Origin of the sequence: Rhodopirellula europaea 6C (genome assembly GCF_000338295.1) — a bacterium.
GTDB lineage: Bacteria > Planctomycetota > Planctomycetia > Pirellulales > Pirellulaceae > Rhodopirellula > Rhodopirellula europaea.
Genome location: NZ_ANMO01000216.1, coordinates 53,880 through 75,847 on the forward strand (window position 1 = coordinate 53,880; position 21,968 = coordinate 75,847).

The 21,968-nt window shown below is 56.1% G+C and carries 9 protein-coding genes; 1 reads left to right on the plus strand and 8 read right to left on the minus strand.

Annotated elements, in window-relative coordinates; genetic code table 11:
* The first annotated feature begins 59 nt into the window (after positions 1–59).
* Entirely contained in the window at positions 60–1,103 is a 1,044-nt protein-coding gene (locus tag RE6C_RS22530; protein ID WP_039963079.1) for a DUF368 domain-containing protein, read from the plus strand.
* Here RE6C_RS22530 and rnpA read toward each other — a convergent pair.
* From rnpA to RE6C_RS22570, 8 genes are all read right to left on the minus strand, one after another.
* Positions 1,086–1,526: a ribonuclease P protein component gene (gene rnpA / locus RE6C_RS22535; protein WP_008660372.1), complete on the minus strand. Its 441-nt coding sequence runs from the start codon at positions 1,524–1,526 to the stop codon at positions 1,086–1,088. The two genes, RE6C_RS22530 and rnpA, sit on opposite strands and share 18 nt — an antisense overlap.
* Positions 1,526–2,842, minus strand: coding sequence for a dihydroorotase (locus tag RE6C_RS22540; protein WP_008660374.1), 1,317 nt, complete (start codon positions 2,840–2,842; stop codon positions 1,526–1,528). Before RE6C_RS22540 ends, rnpA begins: the two co-directional genes overlap by 1 nt.
* The gene (locus tag RE6C_RS22545) at positions 2,839–3,870 is read right to left on the minus strand and encodes an aspartate carbamoyltransferase catalytic subunit (RefSeq protein ID WP_008660376.1); all 1,032 of its coding nucleotides are present in this window, start codon (positions 3,868–3,870) and stop codon (positions 2,839–2,841) included. Before RE6C_RS22545 ends, RE6C_RS22540 begins: the two co-directional genes overlap by 4 nt.
* A gap of 18 nt (positions 3,871–3,888) precedes the next feature.
* Positions 3,889–4,365 (minus strand): DUF423 domain-containing protein, encoded by a 477-nt coding sequence (locus RE6C_RS22550; protein ID WP_008660377.1) that lies wholly within the window; start codon positions 4,363–4,365, stop codon positions 3,889–3,891.
* A complete protein-coding gene (gene nadA / locus RE6C_RS22555) occupies positions 4,362–5,540 on the minus strand; it encodes a quinolinate synthase NadA (protein WP_008660379.1) in 1,179 nt (392 codons plus the stop codon). Before nadA ends, RE6C_RS22550 begins: the two co-directional genes overlap by 4 nt.
* 164 nt (positions 5,541–5,704) lie before the next feature.
* Positions 5,705–6,961, minus strand: a complete 1,257-nt coding sequence (locus RE6C_RS22560) for an aminotransferase class V-fold PLP-dependent enzyme (protein ID WP_008660380.1) — start codon at positions 6,959–6,961, stop codon at positions 5,705–5,707.
* A complete protein-coding gene (locus RE6C_RS22565; protein WP_008660381.1) occupies positions 6,961–17,481 on the minus strand; it encodes a PVC-type heme-binding CxxCH protein in 10,521 nt (3,506 codons plus the stop codon). The genes RE6C_RS22560 and RE6C_RS22565 overlap by 1 nt, the downstream gene beginning before the upstream one ends.
* Positions 17,478–21,710: a hypothetical protein gene (locus tag RE6C_RS22570; RefSeq protein WP_008660383.1), complete on the minus strand. Its 4,233-nt coding sequence runs from the start codon at positions 21,708–21,710 to the stop codon at positions 17,478–17,480. Before RE6C_RS22570 ends, RE6C_RS22565 begins: the two co-directional genes overlap by 4 nt.
* Between the last annotated feature and the right edge of the window lie 258 nt (positions 21,711–21,968).

Here is a 21,968-nt window from a genome sequence, read left to right on the forward strand (position 1 = left end):
TTTGTCGCGACAAAATTCGGCATTCGTCGTCGCAAATCCAATCCGTTTCCTCCGCCTGAATGACTCTTGTGAACGCATCCACCGGCTCCGACACTTCTTCCGAAGGTATCGATTCTGACGGCCACGAGTCACGGCTTTCTCATGGCTCAACACGTCCCGACAGCATCGGAATGATGATGCTAAATGTCTTTCGTGGATTTTGCATGGGGGCGGCAGACACCGTCCCTGGAGTCAGCGGTGGAACGGTGGCGTTGATTCTCGGTCACTACGACCGCTTGATTGCCGCGATCAGTCATGTGGATACCGAATCTCTTGGCATGCTTCGATCGGGCAAATGGGCAGACTTGATCCGCAGATTGGACCTGCGGTTCTTGATCGCTCTGGGAATTGGAATCGTCGTTGGGATCGGTTCTCTCGCCGGACTGATGCACTGGCTACTGCAGCACCGAGTCAACGAAACGATGGCGGTGTTCTTTGGGCTCGTGCTCGCAAGTGTTTGGGTTGTTCGACGCAACGTGACTCAGTGGACCATCCCGCGATGGATCCTTTTGGGTGTGGGTGTGTTGGTGGCTCTCGGGATTTCACAAATCCCGGCAACAACCGGCGATGCCGATCATGTTTTTTTGTTTTTCAGCGCATCGATCGCGATTTGCGCGATGATTCTGCCCGGGATCAGCGGTGCATTCATTCTGCTGCTGCTGGGGGTCTACGAGCCTGTGATCGGCATGATCAAGGGTGTGGTCAAAGGCCAGATCGATTTGGACATCCTGGGACGGCTGGCCGTGTTTGCCGCGGGCTGTCTGTTCGGTTTGCTGGCGTTCAGTCGATTGCTGAATTACCTGCTGAAGCATTTTCGAGACGCGACGATGGCCGCATTGATCGGTTTGATGATTGGCTCCGTCGGCCGACTTTGGCCGCTTCAACGTGTGACTGCGGAGACCGCCGATTTGGAATTGAAGTACCAAGAATTCGAATGGGTTTCGCCAATCGAATATGACGGCAGCGTGTTGATGCTCGTGGTGCTCGCGATCATCGCCGCTGCGGTTGTCGTCACCGCGGATCGCTTCACTCTTCGGATGCAGTCTTCAGCGTCCGAGGCTTGATCGATCACCGGAGGATTCAATACGGCGCACGGCTCGGCCGACCAGTTTGACGAATCCTCGTTCAATCATTTTCCAGTCGGCAGTGACGTCCTTCTTGGGGCGGACCACATAGTCAAATCCGCTTGGCAATTCCGATTGATGCAGTCGGAACGCTTCCCGAATCAGACGCTTCCATCGGTTCCGAATAACCGCGTTGCCGGTCTTCTTGGGGATCGTTACGCCCAGTCGGCATTTGGGCGTTTTGGATTCATCTGAAGGCGTTGGAGCATCTGCAGACGGATCGTCGTGAGGCAACGCGAAAACGACCAAGCAATCGTTCGCGGCGACACCACCACGTCGAAGTGCTTTGGTGAATTCGACACTGCGAACAACGCGAGATGATTTTGGGAATTCGAACGGTCGTTTTCCACCGGTTCGCGACATTACGAAGCGGCGCCAGCAGCGGTCGGATGAAGCTCGAATTTCAAGCGTCCGCCTACCAGCGTGTGGGTGACGCGTGCCGAGAGCGTGCGTCCGGTCATGGGACTGGAATGACATCGCGAACGGAACTCTTTCGCCTCGACCGACCAAGCATTCGACGGATCGATGACGGTCACGTCGGCATTGGCACCGACCGACAAAGTACCGCCTTCCACACCAGCAATTCTGGCGGGCGCGGTTGAGAGGCACTCGATAGCGCGTGACCAATTTAGAATCTTGGTTTCGACCAAGTCCGTTGCGATGGCCGCGAGCGTGGTTTCCAACGCGGAGGCACCAAACGGAGCCAGGTCCAGGTCGTTCGCTTTCTTCTCTTGAGCCCGAGGCATGTGTCCGGATTCGATCGCATCGATCACGCCTTCGGCAACCGCATTGCGAAGTGCCTCCACGTGGGATGGGCTTCGCATCGGCGGGTGAACCTTGTATCGCGAATCGTAGGACCGCAGCAATTCGTCACTGCCAAACAGGTTGTGCGGGCAGACCGACGCGGAGATGCGGATGCCTCGAGATTTCACGCGGCCGATCATGTCGATCGAACCCATGGTGCTGACCGGACCCACGTGCAATCGACCCTTGGTGGCCTCGGCTAGCCGGACGTCTCGTGCGACGGCTAAATCCTCCGCCTCGGTGGGCAGCCCTTTGAGTCCGAGGATCAAGCCGATTTGACCGTCATGCATGACGCCACCGTCAGCAAGTTCGGGAACTTCCGGACGATCAAAGATTGGCAAGTCGAACATGCGGCAGTAGTCGAGCGCTCGCTTGAGCAATGCATCGTTGGGCATCGGTCGCGGCGTGTCGCTGAAACCAGCCGCACCGGCGGCGGCCAAGATCCCGAGCTCGGCCATTTGTTCGGCTTGTCGACCTTTGCTTAGACAAGCGATCGGCAACACACGGACTCCATCAACACGTTGTGCAATCTGGCGAACCAATTGCACCGAAGCGGCGGAATCCATCAACGGTTTTGTGCTGCTGCAGCACAGCACGGTCGTGTAGCCGCCTGCCAACGCGGCATTGCTGCCTGTTTGAATGGTTTCGTCTTCTTCACTACCCGGTTCGCGCAGTTCCGTTGCCAAATCGACCAAGCCAGGAGCAACAATTTTGCCGCTGACATCCAGCCGACCAGCGTCCGGAGGCAAGTCACCGTCGGGCGTGTCGATCGAATGAACTTTGCCCTCGTGCAGAACCAAACGTGCGATTCGGTCGATGCCGTTGGCGGGGTCGATCAATCGTCCGCCGTCGAGAACCCAAGTGGAATCATTCATGAGAGGTTCTCCGCGGATGCGTCTGCGTTTTCTTTCGCGTTGGCCAACAACCACAGCGATGCCATGCGGACTGCGATCCCATTGGTCACTTGTTCGAGGATGACCGAATGCGGCCCGTCGGCGACTTCGGGGGTGATCTCAACGCCGCGATTGATTGGCCCGGGGGCCATGATCAAGATGTCATCTTTGGCATGCCGCAGCCGCTCACCGTTCATGGCGTACAACGCCGCATATTCGTAAACGCTTGGGAATGGTCTCGCCTTTTGCCGTTCGAATTGAATGCGAAGCAGGTTCAACACATCGCAACGATGAACGATCTCATCGAGACGGTGAGCGACTTCGAAACCGAGCTCTTCCCAGCGATGACTCACCAGCGTTGGTGGACCGCAGATGATGACGTGGGCACCGAGCTTGCGAAGCCCCCACAAATTGCTGCGGGCGGTGCGACTGTGCGCGATGTCACCAACCAAAGCCACCGTCATTCCCGCGAATACTTTCTCAGGATCGGCGGCCTCGTTTTTCCAGTCCGAGCCAATCCGGTGTTGAAGGATCGTCAGCATGTCGAGCAAACCCTGCGTGGGATGCTCGTGGGGACCGTCGCCGGCGTTGAGCACACAGCAATCCAGTTCGCGGGCCAGCAAGTGAGGCGTGCCCGGCGTGGAGTGCCGAGTGACGACCCAGTCGACGCCCATCGCTTCGATGGTCTTGGCCGTGTCGACGAAGGTTTCGCCTTTAGCAACGCTACTGCCGCTGCTGCTGAATTCCACCGTGTCGGCGCCGAGCCGTTTGGCGGCCAACGAGAAACTGTTCCTGGTTCGTGTGCTGTTCTCAAAGAACAGGTTGGCACACGTTTTCCCCGTCAACAGCGGGACTTTGCGACGGCAACCTTCGGTCATCGTCTTCAGTTGGTCCGCCGTGCGTAACACCGCGAGAATTTCAGCGGCGGAGAGCCGCTCCAAATCCAACAGATGAGGATGCCGCCAGGCGGCCGGGAATGACAATTGATCGGGTGAGGGCGATGCGTCCATGGCCGGGAGTTTAAAGCATCATCGACTTGTCGACGAGTCACGGCAGCCGACAAACATCAGCCAACCCACAATCCAGCAAACGCCACCGATTGGGGTGATCGCACCCATCACCGGTGTATTAGTCAAAACCAGCACGTAGAGACTGCCGGAAAAGAAAACCAATCCAGCCACCATCAACGCTCGAATGGTTCGCAGCCACCCGGACCACCGCATGGGAGCGACCGCCAAGGCAAGCAAAACAATCGCGTGAGCCAAGTGGTACCGGGCTCCGGTTTCGAATTGATCCACGCGACGAGCGACCGTTTCGGGATCCAAGCCGGATTGCTCGAGAAAATTCGGCAAACCATGAGCACCAAAGGCCCCGATACCGACGGCCGAGGCTCCCGCCAATCCCGCAATGATCATTCCGGTTCGACCCACCGAAGATTCCGTTTCAGTCGGTGTCGTGATTGGTTCGGATGGTGAGTTGGTCTCGTAGGGTTTGGTGGGCGTCATTTCACCGCCAACATGCGTTCCAACGCGATCAAACTCCACTTGGTGGTCTCTTCGTCCACGCGAATTTGGTTGACCAAGCGGCCGTCTCGCAAGTTTTCGAGTGTCCAACAAAGGTGGGTCAGATCGATCCGGTACATCGTTGCGCACATGCAAACGACCGGGCTGAGAAAGTGAATCTCTTGCTCAGGATGTTCGTCCTTCAATCGATTGACCAAGTGCAGTTCGGTGCCAATCGCCCACTTCGTGCCCGCGGGTGAATTCTTGACCGTCTGTATGATCTTTCCGGTACTGCCGCTGACGTCCGCGATGTCGTTGACTTCTCTCGGGCATTCGGGGTGAACCAAAATCTTGATGCCTGGATGCTCCTTTCGGAAACGATCGACATGTTCGGCACGGAACATTTGGTGCACGCTGCAGTGACCTTTCCAAAGGATCACGCGGCTCGATTTGATTTGTTCGTCCGTGTTGCCACCCATTTCCAACGCGTAGGGATCCCACACCGGCATTTGTTCTTCGGTGATATCCATCGTCAACGCGGTGTTTCGACCAAGGTGCTGGTCAGGGAAAAAGAACACACGTTGGCCGCGTTCGAACGCCCATTCCAAGACCGCTCTCGCGTTGCTGCTGGTGCAGACAATTCCACCATTGCGGCCGCAGAAAGCTTTCAGGCTTGCGGCACTGTTGATGTACGTGACCGGGATGACTTGTTCGGTATCGATGACCTCAGACATGTCGGCCCAGGCCGCTTCGACCTGAGCGATCGCGGCCATGTCTGCCATCGAACAACCCGCGGCCATGTCCGGTAGCAACACATCGACTCGCCGGCCATCACGAGCCTCGATTCGATCCGGTCGATTGGCCAGGATGTCGGCCGTTTCGGCCATGAAGTGAACGCCGCAGAAAACGATGGTGCGACACGCTTGGCTCTTGGCGGCCATCTCGGACAACTGGTAGCTGTCACCGCGCAAGTCGGTGTGCTCGATGACTTCGTCTTGCTGATAGTGGTGCCCCAAAATCAGCAATTCGTCCCCGAGTTCCTGTCGCACCGCTTCAATTCGTTGCTGAAGAACCTCGTTTTCCAGCGATCGGTACGGTTTCAAAGGATGCAGCGCATCGACTTCGTCGTTTCCGGTCGTGGGTTGTGCGGGAGGCGTGGTGGTTGGCAAATCGACCATGGGGATTTCAATCAAAGAGGATCGGCAATGCGTCGTGTGACGACACACCATTATTGAAACCGATCCACCCCATTGTTTCCATGCCTACGGTTTGGATCACCCACCACGAAAAACGTCTCATTCGCGGCTGAGATCAAACCCGGGCGATGAAATCCGTGGCGGGATCACACCAAGGATGTGATTTGAGCGGCAATTTCCGCGACCGCGGCCACCACCACATCGATTTCATCGGAGGTCGTGCCGTGACCCCCGCTGATGCGAAGTGTTCCGGCGGTTTCGGTTCCAAGATGACTGTGAAGCCGAGCGGCACAGTGGTGCCCCGATCGGACCTCGATCCCAAACTCCGAGTCCAGAATCGCGGCGGCGTCGTCGGGCGGAAGAGCTGGTCCAAAGTCGAGACTGGCAATCGGAAGTGGCCCCGGTTGACCGAAGACTTTGATTCCATCGATGCCGTTCAAGCCAACGTGAAGTCGCTGTGATAGGGCGGCTAACTTTTGGGACGAGTCATCAAGTTCATTCGGCGTCGCCATGGATTCCATCGCGGCTAACCATCCCGCGATGGCGGGCAGATTCATGGTGCCCGGTTCGAGTTTCGCAGGCATCGATTCGGGCATCTCGTCAGACCGACCGTCGTCTCCGGTGCCACCTTGCATCCAAGGTTGAATCGCGGAGTGCCACTTCGGCGATACGTACAACATTCCAATCCCCGGCGGCCCACCACAACCTTTGTGAGCGGGTGCTGCCAACGCGTGCACGCCGAGTGATGCGACGTTGATTGGCAAGTAGCCAAACGATTGTGCCGCGTCGCAAAGAAAAAGGATTTGCTTAAAGTCAGCACGGGATCGGTTGGCTTCCGCGACGGCCGCCCCGATCTCCGCAATCGGCTGCACCGCACCCGTCACGTTGGACACGTGAGACAGTGCCACTAATCGAGTCTCATTGTTGATGCGTGAGATCACTTCATCAGCATCGAGCAAACCGTTGCGGTCTGTGGGGACCTCTTCGACGGTCGCGTTGCAGGACTTCGCAGCCACCAAAAGTGGACGGATGACTGCGTTGTGTTCGACCGCGGAGAGCAAAAGATGCGAACCGTCGCCGATGGATTTTGATGATCCGACCAATCCATGAATGACACAGTTCAATGCGTGAGTGCAGCCGCCATGAAAGCTGATGCACGACTCTGATTCGGCATGGATGAATCGGGCCAGCTTGTGACGCAACGAGCGAACGAGTTCGCTCGCCTTCATCGCAGAAGCGTAGTTGCCACGAGAGGCCGATGCGCCAACGCTCGAAAAGAACTCAACCATCGCATCGGTCACGCCATCCGCTTTGGGCCAGGATGTCGCAGCGTGGTCCAGGTAGATACGGCGTTTGGTCTCAGACAAATTCGTTTCAGCAATGGACGTGGAACGTGATGGCATCACAAACCTTCAGCGGTGTACCGCCAGCGTTTCAGGTAGGCAATCAAATCGGACATTTGATCCACCGACAGTGTTTGCTCCATTCCACTTGGCATCAAGGATGTGTCCACGGCTCGGAAGGTTTCGATGTCGTCGCGAGCCACACGGCGTTGCTGATTGCCTGCTTCCAGCAGTGTTACCGTTTCAGAGTTCTCGTTGTGCAACAGCCCCGACACGACTTCGCCGTCGACGGTCAAAATTTGGTAACGCGTGAACGACGCGTCAATGGCGGCATCGGGATTCAAAATCGCGACCAACAACGCTTCCGCAGTCTTCGTGCGGCTGTCGCTGATGTCAGGTCCGACCATGTGTCCAACGTCTTCCATGCGGTGGCAATTGGAGCAGTGTTGGACGAACAACTGTCGCCCTTTTGCGACATCGGCCGTCGAGAATCGATCCGCGACGACCGCATACTTTTGCAAAACCTCGGCGCGATCTTCCGGTGGAGCAAAGGTTTGATTGGCAGATTCGCGAATGGTTTGATCGCGATGTGCTCGCAAAGCGTTGGCCGTGGTCGCGTCCACAAATGACCGCGGCAAGTTTCCGTCCTGGACCGCCGCGAGCAACCACTTTGCCATGCCGGGATCAGAACGAGCGTGTCGGCAAACGACGCTGCGTTCTTCAGGACGCCACGGGTCCGGATGTGAGACCAAGATGGATCGCGTCCACTCGGGGTCGCTTCTGAGCAATCCTTCGAGAATTCGTGACCGCAAGTTTGCGTTCGTGGACTCGGTCAACTGATCTCGCAATTCGGTCGAGCTGGGAGCGAGTTGCAGCAAAACGTTCACCGCATTTTCGCGTTGGACAAGTTGCTGGTCCAAATCCGCCAGCGTCGTTTTCGCGACGTCAGCAACGCGAGCGAAGAAGTCCTGTTTCGGACCGGACGTCGCTTTCTTCACAGCCGATGTCGAACGCGTGCCATTGATCCAACTTGCAACAAATTGCAATGCGTCATTGTTGTCTTGAACGTTTGAAATCAGATCAAGAGTTGTATCGGGATCTGACGCGGCGGAACGTTCAATCCACTGCAAGCGATTGGACCGATAGTGTGCAGAGAGTTGCTGATTTTCGTTCTCAATCGACCGGCGAATGAGAAGTTGAAGCATCGGTTGGGGAACCGAAGCCAGGAGTTTCGCAATCAATGATGAGTCCGCTTGTTCCACCGCAACGTTGTGCAGCGTATCAACAACGGAGAGGAACTCATCAGACTGCGGAAGTTTCGCGATTCGTGCACATTCATCGGAGGCGAGAAAGCTTTCCAGTGCGACTCGGCGAACCAATGCACTCTCGTCACTTGCGAATTCGCGGAAGTTGTTGGTGTTCCAGGTCGTCGTGTGTTGGGCGGCGAGGGCGCGAAGGCGAGGTTCTGATTCCGATTGAAGCTTCGATAGCTGGTCAGAATTCAGGCTGTTCTGCTGAGCCAACAAGGATGCAGCTCGGGCCTTAGTCGCTGGCTTTGTATCACCCGAAAACAACAGTTCGGAAAGGCTTTCAAGAACGAGCGATTTAGCGGTCGGATTTGTTAACTGCTGCGTCAGGTGGAGAGTCGCCAATGATCGTCGGACGGCGTCATCGGAACGAAATGCTTCGATCGCTTCTTCATTGCTTTGGATGGCGTCAAAGCCGGGTTCGGCTTGAGGAGGAACCAGTCGCCAGATGCGTCCAAGGTCGTTTCCGTGCCATGTGTCCGGTCGGTTCTTCAGTTCCTCGGGCGCCCAATCGGGATGCTCGATGACCGCGCGAGCCATGTCGATGACCAGCACCGATCCATTTTGATCGGCAACCAAATCCACTGGGCGAAACCAGGTGTGCTCATTGGCGAGCAACTCGGCGTCGTTCTCTTCTCGCGTCGCATGCCAGTTCTCGCCGTCCAGTCGCATTCGTTGACGCTGGACCAATGAACCGGTCGGTTCGCAAACGAACAACCACTCGTCATCGACCGCCAAGACACCGCAGGCCGCACTGAATTGTCCCGCGTGCAGGTGGCTGGTTGTCCAAGCGTCACTGATCGGATGAACTTCTGAATGTTCACCCGCGACGGCGATGTCCAACAAAGCATCCGTCGGTGCCAGCTCGCGATCTCTTTGAATTGTGTTGGCACTCAGTACCGCTTGGATCGCTGGATTGCGATTGCTGCATCCGATTCGACGACCAAAATCGTCGATCGTCAAACCGTGTTGGCTGTTGCCAGAAACCGGACCCCAGTAGCCGCCATGCGGATCAAAGCAGAAGTCGTTTTTCGAAAGCGTGGAAGGTCCAGCGGCTGGATCAAATCGTGAGGCAACAGCCTCGATCTTTCCGCCACGCAATCCATTCGCAACGTAAACCAATCCGTCCGGTCCGAGGATCGGATGGTTGGCTCTGAGTTGTTCGTTGCCGGTTGTGAAGCCGCGAAACCACGTTTGGTGATCGTCAGCGATTCCATCGCCGTCAGTGTCGCGAAGCCAAGCGATTTCGCCGGCCAAGGTTACGATCGCACCGTCCATCTGCGATTCATTCTTGCTCGCGACCTTCGATGGCCATGGCAACACTCCAGTCGCGAAATTCAGTCCGTCGGCGAAAGTGGTGGCTTGATCCATCGTGCCGTCGCCGTCGATATCACGAAGAATACGAATGCGTCCCTGGATCGGTTTCGAGTCATCGACCGGCTGCGGGTAGTCGGGCATCTCCACCACCCACAATCGTCCTTGGGGATCAAAGGCAGCCGAGACGGGATCAACGACCATTGGTTCCGAGGCGACCAATTGCAGGCTCCACCCGTCACGCATCCGCATCATGTTGGCGATCTCGGCGGGACTAGGAGAATCGATCGTTTGAAGAGCGGGTTGTGCGATCGCTTGCTCTGTTGGGCCAATCCAAATGACCAGCAGAAGCAGGGCGGACGCCCACATTCGCAAACGTTTTCGAAGCGGTTTCCAAAAGGCTTCGAATCCGCTGAGCATCACTGCGGTCACCATCAACGCTAGTGCGAGAGGCATCGGTGCCAAGACCAATGCGATGCAACCGAGTACAAAGATCCAAGTGGCAGGGTTGGCGATCAAGTCTTGGACGTTGGTCACCCATGTGGCCTCTTCGGTTTGATGTCGATTGCGCCCCGGTTGAAGACGCAAGACAATCAGCAAACACGCACTGGTCAACAGCAATAAGAAACGCATCCCCTGTTGAGCCCATTGTGTCGCGATGGAAGACCGGGAGGCGACCGACCATTGCGGTGGAAGCTCGTTCCGGGTTGATTGATATTGACTGTCGATGATCCAGCGATCTGGTTGTTGGCTTGTGAGGGCGAAGGACCACTGGCCATCGGGACGTTTGTTTGAGTCACTGACTTGCCACCAGTTGTCGGTTTCGCCAGCCGAGTAACGCTGGATTTGCATGGCCAGGAAGGACTCCATTTCATTCCATGAGAACACCGATTTGGGTGGTCTGCTGGAAAACTCAGCGGAAAGGCGTTCCAACGAGACAGAGTCTTCTGCCGAAGCATTCGCGGGATCAAATGGGATCCCGGCGGCTTGACTGATTGAGTCGTATCGCTGCAACCAAAGTTTCATCCACGAAGCGACTTCTTCGTCACGTCGGTCGGCCAGTGAGTCCGAAGCGGCAGCGATCGAGCGGACGGTGTTGGTGGCGAGGATTTGCCAGCGTTGGTCTGGCTTGATTGACCGCCACGGACTCCAGTCCGTGACGGTTTGGTTCGAAGTCAAGTTTTGGGAAGCCATCATGGGAGCGGCAGAGCTTTGGTGTGACAACGAAAGTGAATTCGTCCCATCACTCCGCCGAGATAGCAGGCGGGTGAACGTGGATCGAATCGGCGTTTGAATCTCGTGCCAAGTCGGTGTGTTGGAACTCAAGACTTGTGAGTCCATTTCCAATAAAACTTCTACTCCTTGGCTGAGGCGACTCAAAGGTAACAAGAACTGAAGCCGGTTGTTGTCCAACTGGATCACGTCTGCAGGCAATCCATTCGTCCAGCCCGCGACGAACTGGGCTGATTCAGGCAGTTTCAGCGTCAAGTGCGATGCATCCCCGGGGACAATGTCAAAGCGACTGACCAGGTAGCGATCGTTCAGCAGTTGGTGATCCGCGTGCATGACGGAGGCCAAGTTGTTGGTCTTCCGCATTCTTTCCAATTCGACCGACCAGTTCTCGTTGGCGACACGGAAGTAGGCGGATTCTTCCGCGTCCGTTGCGTCGTCGTCCGAGGACTCTTCCGAAGTTTCATCGCCCGATGTTGATGGCAACTGCAATTTCCACCTTGGTTGCTGCATGGGTTCAACACCGTTGGTCTCCCAGCGAATCGGAGCGTTGGTCAATCGGTTGGGGACCACGATATCGGTCCGCGAACGCTGAGTTTGTAGCACGCGAATTTTGGGAACGCTCACACGCACCAAGTCACCCGCCGCAAGACGACTTGTAAGACGAATGGATCGGATGTCCTTGTCCGCCAAACGAATGCGAATGACTTGCCGGGCCGGAGTGAGCGTCGGTTGTCGAGTCGAGGCACAGAGTGGGGATATTTGCAAAGCGTCACACCAACGCGTGGGCATTTCGACATCCAAGAAATCAGGTTGCTGTTTCGATTTCAATTGCAGATCGGTTTGGGCGACCCACCGGCCTTCCTCCCATCGCAACGCAACGCGAACGTCGGTTTGAAATGGATGCCGTACCAGATTGGATCGGAAGCGAGCGTCGCCCAATGCCTTGGTGGTTGATCCGCGGACCAGCCATTGATCCATCAATATCATTCCTGACGCCAGCATCGAAGCCGGGCCCGCGTCGCCGGACTTTTCGCCTTCGATCTCTGGCGGCGTTTTCCACTGAACGTTGGTGTCGGCAGAACGAGAGACAACCACTTCGCTGATGGATTCAACTTTGTCGACGGAGTGGACTGGTTCGACTTCGATCAATGCCAGGGCATTGTCATTGTTCTTTTTTAATGAGACCTGAGCTTCGATCGACAACTCCATGCCTCGTCCTTCGTGCCGAATCAGCAAACAATCACGATTGTTCTTTCGGACCAGTTCCCACCGAGTTCCGGATTCGTTTTCGGAGGCACCTTTCGGTTTTGATGCATGGTTCGTTGTCGCTTCCGCATCCGCCGCTTCGTCATTGGTCGCATCGGCGGTTTCTAAATCAGACGCATTCCCGTCGAGCAGATCGGGTGAACTGTCGGGCAGTCCAGGTTGTTTGATTTGCCAATCGAAGATTTGGGTTTGGGGTGGAAGCACAACCTTGATGATGTGAGGTTCGACGCTTTCGTCCATGGCGGCCACGGTCGCTTCACCGCTTGCATCAGGATTTCCTGACGGCGGGTCGGTGGTCGATGAATTGTTGTTGGCCGGAGTTGGCTCAAAGGTCGCATCGAGACGAATCGTTTGGTGCGTCGCATCCAAATGAATCTCTTGCCGCGAACTGAAGACCAGCGTCGATTGATTGGAGAATCCAATTTGAACGATCGGAGTCGTTCCGGAACTTTTGGCGGCCCTGTCGAGACGGCTGATCGGTCCTGACCATTGCGAATAAAATTGTTCGGTCGGAACGCGTTCTGTCCCAAGCGATGCTGGCCAAAGCGGTTGCAAATCACCCGATAATGTCCACGCCACCAACGTCTCCGAAAATTCGGTGCGTGAGTTGACGAGGGCTGATTCGTCGTCTGATGTGGGCTCTTCCCAGCGGTCATGCAGTGACAGTCCGGGACAAGTCAGCAACCTTCCAGAAGCGAGCGGCAAGGAATCAGGCGATGTTGATTCGACTGCATTGGAAATGGGCGATGTGGGCTCGTCCTCAGTTGTTCGTGCCGACCAATCGGCACTGAGATCCCAAACCAATCGAATGGGTTCGTCAGACGAACTGACGCGAGTGAGCTTCCACTGGGTCGGTGTTTGCTGAATCAATTTCCAGTCTCGGGAAATCAAACGCGGTGGTGAACTGGTTTCTCGGTGGAAACGAAGGATGACTTCTCCGCCCGATGGTGGCGGTAGCAACGGTTCGAGTTCACATTCAACGGAGCATTGTTTCGCAGTGGCGTTCAGCCAGTAGCGACGGTTCCATTGCGATGCAGAATTCCAAGCGACGGGGAGTTGGTCTGCGTCAGATGTGTCGCCTGTTTGGTTGCCTGTGTTTGGGTTGGGTGCAGATCCACTCGCGATTGCGTCTGCGGTCGCTTTACTTTGCAGGTGAATCTGCAACCGATTGCACGGGCCGATGGAAAATTGGTTGGAGGAAATGATTCCAAATCCAACCGGACGATCGACCGCTGGCCAAGCAATTTCATCGGTGACCAATCGAAAGTTGTCGATGCGATAATCTCGACGCACGACCAAACGAGCTTGCGGAATTCGCGGAAGATCGATTGCGATTTGCGTGCCCGTCGCATTGTGTGTCGTTTTGCAACGCAGGCGAAGTTGCAAGTCAAACCGATTTCCCGAAGGCACAACGATCAGTGTGCCCGGCTGTTGATCCGTGGTGGTCGTCAATACCCGCGTGCTCTCATCCGGACGGATCAGTACCAGTTCTTCGATCGTTTCAGGCGAAAACGGAAGCCGAAGTCGACTGCTGGGAGTGGTTGTTTCCACGGTGAATCGGGCGAGCAGCTCGATGGCGAACTCGTCGTGAGCCAAACTGATGGCTCGTTTGGAACTTTCCGACGTCAGGTCCAATTCGTAGTTGGTGTTCAGAAACGAAACTTGTCGAACACGTTCATCGGGACGAACCAAAAACAACTCTTCGTACAGCGACTCGGGGATGTACGCCTTGTTGCCCATTGGTTGGTTGGCGGAATCCAACGGAACCAAGATGTCCATCGTTTGAGCGGAGGCAACATCGCCACTGATCGCAAAGTAACTTACAATCGCCCAACCCAGCCAACTACGCAATAACGCGGAACTGGAGAAGTCGCTAGTTGGATCATTGTCAGGGGAACGCGATGGCACGTTCGAATGATTGGATTGGCCGGATGTACCCGGCGTTTGATCAAACGATGATGTGGGAGTCTTGGATGCTTGCCATTGTTGGGTCGCGATCCGCAGGAGACCGATGGTTAGCGGCAGAGCAACCCAGGTTGTCAGAGGGACTAGCGTCTCAGGCCAAAGCAGCATGGCGAAGAGACACAAAGCCAAACCACATGCCAGTCCCCATCTCGCGGCCCAGCCTGCAGCCAGACTGATTGCGAGTATGACAAGTGCGCCGACCCATCCGATTCCAATCACCATTTGGGAAAAGATCAGAGGAGGTTCTTCAGAGGACCCGAGCAACGGAAGTTGCAAGCTGTCTTCGGCAGGAGAGACGCGAAACTGCGAACCCAGGGTCAGGCCAACGACTTGCAGGTCAGTGACTTCCGGTTTGCGGATCCATGATTTTTCAAAGGAGGTTGTCGTCCACTCAATTTCAAGCACCAACTCAGATTGTTTGACGGCTAGAAACCGAAGGTGGTGCTGACGCGTCATTTGCGGTTGGACTTCCACGCCATCGATGCGTGCTTCAATCAAATGAGCATCCCAAGGAAACTTCACTTCGATCGGTTGCGTGGCGATCATTTCGAATCGCGTGCGAGCTCGGTCGGTTCCGCTGGCTGAAGCAATCACGTGTGTGTGCTGCTGAAGCACCAAGTTGGACGGTGGCGTTTGGTTCCGGTGACGGACTCGCACAATCACATGCGGTGAGGTTTCGTATCGATAGCGGAACGGTTTCGATGCGGTGTCAGTGTCCGCCGTTGGGATTCCAACCAAATTCGCGACGGGACGAGCCAGTTGCAGATCGGAATCGATCAACAGTTCACAAGTTTGCGAAGTCGCATCCGCCAAGCGGAACAAACCGATCGGAAGTGCACGCGTTGGATGGTCGTTTTTGGAACCCGCGTCGTTTTCTTTGGTTGCGTGAAAACATCTTCCGATCAGCAACGATTTGTCGTTGAAGTTTCGAGGGACCGGGATGCTCCATTCAAACCATCCATCGGACCCGCTTGCGATTTCATCCGAGTCCGACGTGTCGGACGATGCCTGGGACTCGGCGTTCGATTCTGATTGGGGATCCATCGATTGACGCGGCACCCAACGCCGAGTGACAGCTTCCTCATCGACTGAATGAACGGCGGCGGAGGATGACAAGCGTGTCTGCCACTTCATGTCTTGTGGTGAAGCCTGTTCCGAGCGGGCGGCCAAGCGGACTTTGACGAAACGTGATGTCTGCGGCAAACCTTCGACTTGCACCTGAACCTGTTGTTCGATTCCGGTTCGTTCCTTGCCACTTCGAGCAACCGTGAGGCTGGTTTGGCATGACCCGACGATCGTGCTGTCGGGAGTTTCCAACGCAAGAGATGGGGTTTGGCGAATCGAATGGCTGAGCACGATCGCGTCACCGGGAAGCGGGGCGAAGTAGCGTCGTTGTTGAGCGGTTAGCTCAGAGAACTCAATTCGCGAAGGCGTGATGGCGGTTTCCGCTGTCCAACCCATATCGGCGGGAGGAATGACCGCTGCCGTCATTTGGCCCGGACATCCCAGCACTCGAATCATCCACAATTCATTGACGCGAGGGTTGTTCGGGTCTCGCCGCGATTGTCCGGTGGCGCGGATTTCGAGAGTGCCTTCACCGGTGGGCAGTTCCTCGATCTCGTCGGGGCTGGGCCACACCGTGATTCTGCGACCACGACGATTGGGAGCGTTGATGGTCAACGTTCGTCGTGTTTCACCGACTGTGATGGAATCGAACGAGAACCCATCTTGGATCTCTAATTGGATGGGAGCCAACCGGTCGGGAGACATCGTCATCTGAATGGTGCTGCGAGCCTGAATCGCGTTGTCTTCCAACAGAAACCGAGATTGGTGGTTGGCATACAACAGTGGTTGCGATTCCGCTAACTCGATGCCCCACGAGCTCGCGACGGAAGCAGCCGATAAACGAGTTTGGTCTGGGGCAACTGGGGGATCCAAGAGCGAATCCGTCACCAATGTTTCTCGTGAAGGCGGCGGGCCAACGGCGTTCCAAGTCGCCGGCAAGTCGGGTGACTTTGATGCGTCCAACGATGGTGGGGTGAGTTCCCATTGTTCGGGCAACTGCCAACTCGTTGCGTGTAGATGAGCCGGCATCGTCCATTGCAATTGCCAAGGCGTCGGGGAAACCACAAACGAAGATGGAAAGACCGGTTCGGGCAAGGAGATCAAGTTGCCTTTTTGAGGCAGCGGCGATGTTCCTTCCAAAACGATGATTCGCGAGTCGGCGGTGGATGTGGGTTCAGATTCTTCGATCGCCGTCATTTCGATGAGTGAAGCGAACGGTGATTGCGAGGACGTCTCGGTTGATTGCGAAGCGATGGGGCGGGAAGTGAAGGGAATCTCTTGCTCATCGATTGCGATGCGAGTCACATCACCGCGGAGCCAGACCCAAGGCGGGATGGACGCGATTGGTTGCGGATCAATGACCAAGCGACATTGCCAATTCAATATTGATCCATCGTGATCGAAGGACAACCTGCAACTGCGGACGATCGTTGCCGTTTGGACCTCCGCAGCATCATCGGTAACGGTTTGTAGTTGCAGATCCAAACGCGACGAACCAGCTGACTCAAGGAAAATCCAGCGATCGTTGTCCGAAGCCGAATCGGTGGCGCTGATCGACGAAGCTTCGCTGTACCAATTCGGCAGTTCGTCTGTGGTGACTTCACGCAGGACCGCTTGTTCGCAGCGAAGAGTTTGGTTTGCCGGAACACGAATCCATAAACGAGAAATCAATGCTTGCGGCAGAACGAGTTCCCACCGACTGCCGTTCCAGGTCGGCAATGCTTGCTGTCGCCAATTCCATGCCAGATTGCGATCCGCGAGTGGTTGGCTCACATCGTTTGTGGTGATCCTGAGCATTCCCGATTCATCGGATTCGAATGCTGCCGTTGTTTCGGATTCGACGCCAGATTCATCGTCCATTTCACGAAGTCGCGAGACGGCAAAACTGACATTGCCAAACTGATGTTCGCTGCCGGCTTGCGATGAAAACAGCATTCGACTGGCGTTACTGATCAACGATCCGTTGCGAATCGTTGCCACCATTTCGCATTGCAGAATATCGTCGGTGGACGTTTCAGGAGCGACTTCGGCCGCTTCGCCGAGAGCCTGACTCAGTTCGTCGGCCGCGACGGGCCGAAAGTTGTCTGGGACGAGTCTTGCAATTTGAGATCCGAACAAAGAGATCCACCGCAATGATTCATCGCTGCGGACTTGTTGAGCCAATGCCTCCCATTGAGACAGCCTTTCAGAAACCTCGCGAGAGACCAGTTCGTCCTCGTCGGGCGAGTCGGGAACGGTTGATTCATCCGTGACCGATGGTTCGTCTGACTCCGTCGTGTCTGGTGTCGGTTCGACCACCTCGCTTGTTTCGGCTGTCGTTGCGTCCGCTTCTTGCGCGGCAACATCGCCTTTGAAAGAAAGCGACGTTGTGACGAACCAAATGGCGACCCAAATCACCCAGGCCGATCGGATTGATCGAGACCGCGTCATGACGACGTTCCTGGAGAATGACTCGCCGCGGCTCCTTCTTCGTCGTGGCCTTCGTCCGAAGGGTTTGGGCGAGGTTCGGATTCGGTGTTGGAGCGTTGGCCGGAGTCTCCGCGATGCCTGGAGGATCCGCCCGGAACGTGCGTCCCTGTCGACTCGTTGATCATCGATCGCGAGCCGGGTGAAGAGCCCTGCCCTTTGCGATTGACTCGGGTGGAACCAAACGGTGGGATTTTCTCCGACGCTCGTGATGCGCCAGACGACTGCAACACGCGGTCGGAGGCGGGCGGTGATATCAATGCCGAGATCGCGTAGAAGACCGCGACCAACACAAGCGAAATCATGATCAGTTGAGCCGTCACGATCACTCCATCGGGAGCCGCAACGAGAACGCCGGCCAAAACCACCGCCAATAATACAATCGCGAAAGGATGTCGACTGCGAGGGAACAACTGAGTCGACGCGGCGAGCAATAGCGACAAGCTTCCAACGGCCAACCACATCATCGTTCGCGAAACTGTGAGAGCGGAGAACGAGTAGGGATCGCTGGAATAGAAAAGGTACTGGTTGCTGGGAACAGTGAAGGCGGAGTTCGTGGTCGACTCATTGAGTGAACCCAACAGCGTCGCGTTCTCTTGGAATGGGAATGTGACCCATTCGAGCAATTCGGCATCGTCGGCCATCGGTTGCCGCGACAAACGCAGTTGCTCACGTTCCCAACGCATCAATCGTCCGCATGACGAGGAAGCCCAAAACAGGTGTGAGTCCGTGGGGACGGAAAGCTGCCAATCGATTTGTGCCGACCCAACAGGCAGTCTCATCAACGGCTCGATGCTGGTCCACCATGGGCTGGAATCGGTTTCCGTCCACAGCCGAATGTCCAGCAGAAATCGTGTCGGCGATTCGGTGTCGCTCGGTTGCGAAGTTCCCAAACTGGTGGTGGGCACGTCAATTCGCAGGCCGCTTCGACCGCGAGACGTTGCGACGATGTTGCCATTCAGACGCGTTTCGATTTGGATGGCTTTGAGTGGCTGCGAAAATCCAATCGTGATTTGTTGGCCGCCTTCAACCACGGCCACCAACTGTTCGTGACGAACGCGTTGCCCGACCAGACTGCGGATCAGAGCTCGCGTGACTCGCACAGGAGTCTCTTCCAGCGACTCTTGATGAAACTCCAGTTTGAACGGTGCATCCGGAATGGATGTGAGCGTCCACTCGTTGCTTGGAATTGGTGCCGCACTTGTGCCAGCAGACGTGGTTCTTTGTGTTCCCGACAACAATCGTTCATCGCCGATCGTGACCATCCAAACCTGACCGGCTCCATCGGTGACCGAGTTGGGAACGGTCAACAGGTAATCTGAGTCCAGGGTGACTTGGTCGGCGATCGGATAGGGGATCGCTGCCAAGATCTGATCAATGGATGACTCAGGCTCCCGAAGGCTGTCCGGTGACGCATCGAGATCGACTTCGGCCGAATCCTCTGCGAGAGGTTGCTCGGAAGCTTCGTCGTCCGCATCCAATGACGGATCATCCGCAGCCGTTCGAATCAGTGTTTCAGAGTTTGCTGGTGGCTTGAGCAGGTCACGCAGCATCGTCCGCGAAATCAGCTCGATCTCGTGAGTGCCAACCGACAATCGCGGCGTCACAATTTCGTAGGTGGTCCAACTATCTGAGTTATCCGACGAATCAGATTTGCGAACCATCGCGGGAACGCCGTCGACCACCGATGTCCACTGAACGGATTGTGCATTCGGAGTCGGGATGGCGAACTGAGCGATGCCCTCGAGGTCAACCGCTGTGGTGAGATTCCAGCGTGTTTGAGTGACCCATTGGTTGCCTTGCGTGTCCATCGATGTACCGCCCGATAGATTCAGACGCAGTGGACGTTCAGTGAAGTTACCCGTCACGCTCCAAGGGCTATCGACCGAAAGCAACCGAAAACGATCGGACGAATCATTGTTGATTCGTTGCAGATTTTCACTTTGTGAAAGATCCACCGTCCATTGCAGACGTTTTGCATCGGTCACCTGAAGGGTTGCTTCTGTGACCGCACTGGAGGATTCGTTGGTCTGCAGTTTCGGCAGTGTCAGCGTCAACGGTTCGGCAACCATCTGTTCGGTGACGACTCGTTCGCAAGTGATGATGTATTGGCGTGGCCACTTGCCATCGGACGCATCCGCTTGCCATTGAACCAAGCCCTCTGAGATCGAAATGTCGAGTTCTTCGTCTTCATCGTCCGCGGTCAAATGAGTCAGCTGCCATCCTTGCAAATCCAGCTGCATGTCTTGCGGGTCGATGCCCGCGCCGCTGGATTGAACCGTCATCACCGAACGAGCCAACCGGTTGGTCATGCTGAGGTCCATCGCGATTTTCAATCGCTGCTGTCGCTGTTTGCCCGACAACCAAACCGGCAATTGAAAAGCGTCGCGAAGGAACCGGAACGTTTGGGCTCGTTCGCCGACGTTGACCGATGTTGCATCGGAAGCAATTGCCTCCACACCCAAACGAGGTCGCCAGCGAAGGCGGTGGTCTTCGGCGGTGACGACGGTCACGGTGCCTCTTTGTCCGATCGCGTCTGGAACACGAGGCAATTGCATTGTCCACGGTGTGTTCGCCGAAGCTTCCGGGACTGGCAGTCGCAACTGCAAGCGGACTTCAACCAAAGACGTTGATGTCATCGCATCGGCTCGTTCGGTTGAAAAACGAACGCGGCGTGTGGGTGACGAACTATTGTCTTGTGTGGTTTGCTTCGTGCCAGTTGATTCCGAATCGTTAGTTGCGTCCGCCTCAAGCAATGTCATGGTCCAACCGGAACCCGTGACGTCGATGGCGCTGCCGGATTCGAAAGCGGCGTCCGCGACTTCATCGCCGACCGAATCAGGTGTCAACGTGCTATCGCGGCTGTCTTCGTTGATGGCGACCTCTGGGCTGCCTAACAAAACCGCTTGTTCGGGCAATTCAATTTCGAATGCATCCAATTGACCACGCAAGTTCCGAACAATCATCTGAACCTGAAGGCTCGGAGGATCCGCGGGCGATTCCCATCGCAAGATCGCGTTGGACTCGGTCTCGAGCAAACGAGCGGCCTGGGTCGCCGATGGCAGCCATTGCCACTTGAAAGCAAATTCACCGCCCTGGCTATCGATTTCGAATCGTGAGCGTCGTCGGTTTTCATCGTCGGAATCCGGCTCACGTTTGGATAGCTGGCGCAGCACTTCGCGGCCACTTCCAACTATCTCGGCGGTTATCAACGGAGGCGAATTCTCGGCGGCGTCTGACTGATTCGGAGCGACCGATACTTCCACTCTCGTCGGCACGGTCGGTAGCGACAAAGGAAGGAAGCTGGTCAGTGGTCCGAGCCGGCGAACTCGCGTTGACATTCTGAGTTTGCAGATGCAGTCAATCGGTTTGTCGGGCAACGCAGCTTCGGCTGGCAAAACTAACTCGTAATTCAACCCAGCGTTTGCGCGAGACGAATTTGTCACAGTGGCACTGCCATTGGTCGCCGCGGCCGAAGCTGCGTCGAGTAGTTCGTCACGAGCGGCCGTTTTGCTTGGAGCGACTCGTACAAACGCGCGAGCGAGTTCGGTGTAGGACACGGTTTGTGTGTCCGCTTCGCCGGAGGCTTCATCACCCTCGGTGTCATTGCCGGATGGTTCGTCATCGTTGGCAACTCTTTGGACGGTTGCTGGTTCCAGCAAGTGAAAACCGTTCAAACCCAGGTCCAACACGATGGGTGTCGACGTGCCTTCTCGGATGGTTCGGGGATCGATGACAAAGTGGCATTCGAGTTCAAACTCGGCACGCTGATCATGAACCGATCCGACCAAGTTGATTCGCTGCAGCGTCGCTCGTCGATCCTGAACCTGGATTCCCTGCTCTAGACGTCGCAAGCGATCGATCTCCTCGAACGACATCCGAGGGATGACCACGGGGGTGCCAGATTCGTCCAAGAACACAAACGCATCCGGTGCAATTCCGCCTGAATCGCCGCGAATGATTTCCGGCGCTGGAATCGTTCCAGGTGGCTGGGCGACGATTTGTGACGCAAACCCAATCGTCACCAGGAGGCAACACACCAATGCCATGCCGATTTTGCCGCACAGTGTTTTGCCGCACAGTGTTTTGCCGCACTGAGTTTTGACGCACTGACCTCGAGTGCACTGACCTCGAGCAAACTGAGCAACAGCATCCAGGACCGGCGCATCGATTTGGACCGGGTACCGGTCCATCGGTATCAGGCAGTGGGAATTCGAGATGGACGTCGGTCCGGTCAACGGGGCACCGTCACAGAATAGTGGCGCGGCGATCAATCAGAAGAGGTTTCCTAGTTTACGCAAATCACGTCACCGGTAACAGCTTTTCCTGTCGATCCAGACAACATCCGCCCATATCAAAACCCTGCCAATCCCTACGATCTGGTCAGACGGACCGCTCGAGCGAACAAAACGCTCGCAACGGAGCTGGAATTGAGCCCGAACTCGCTATTA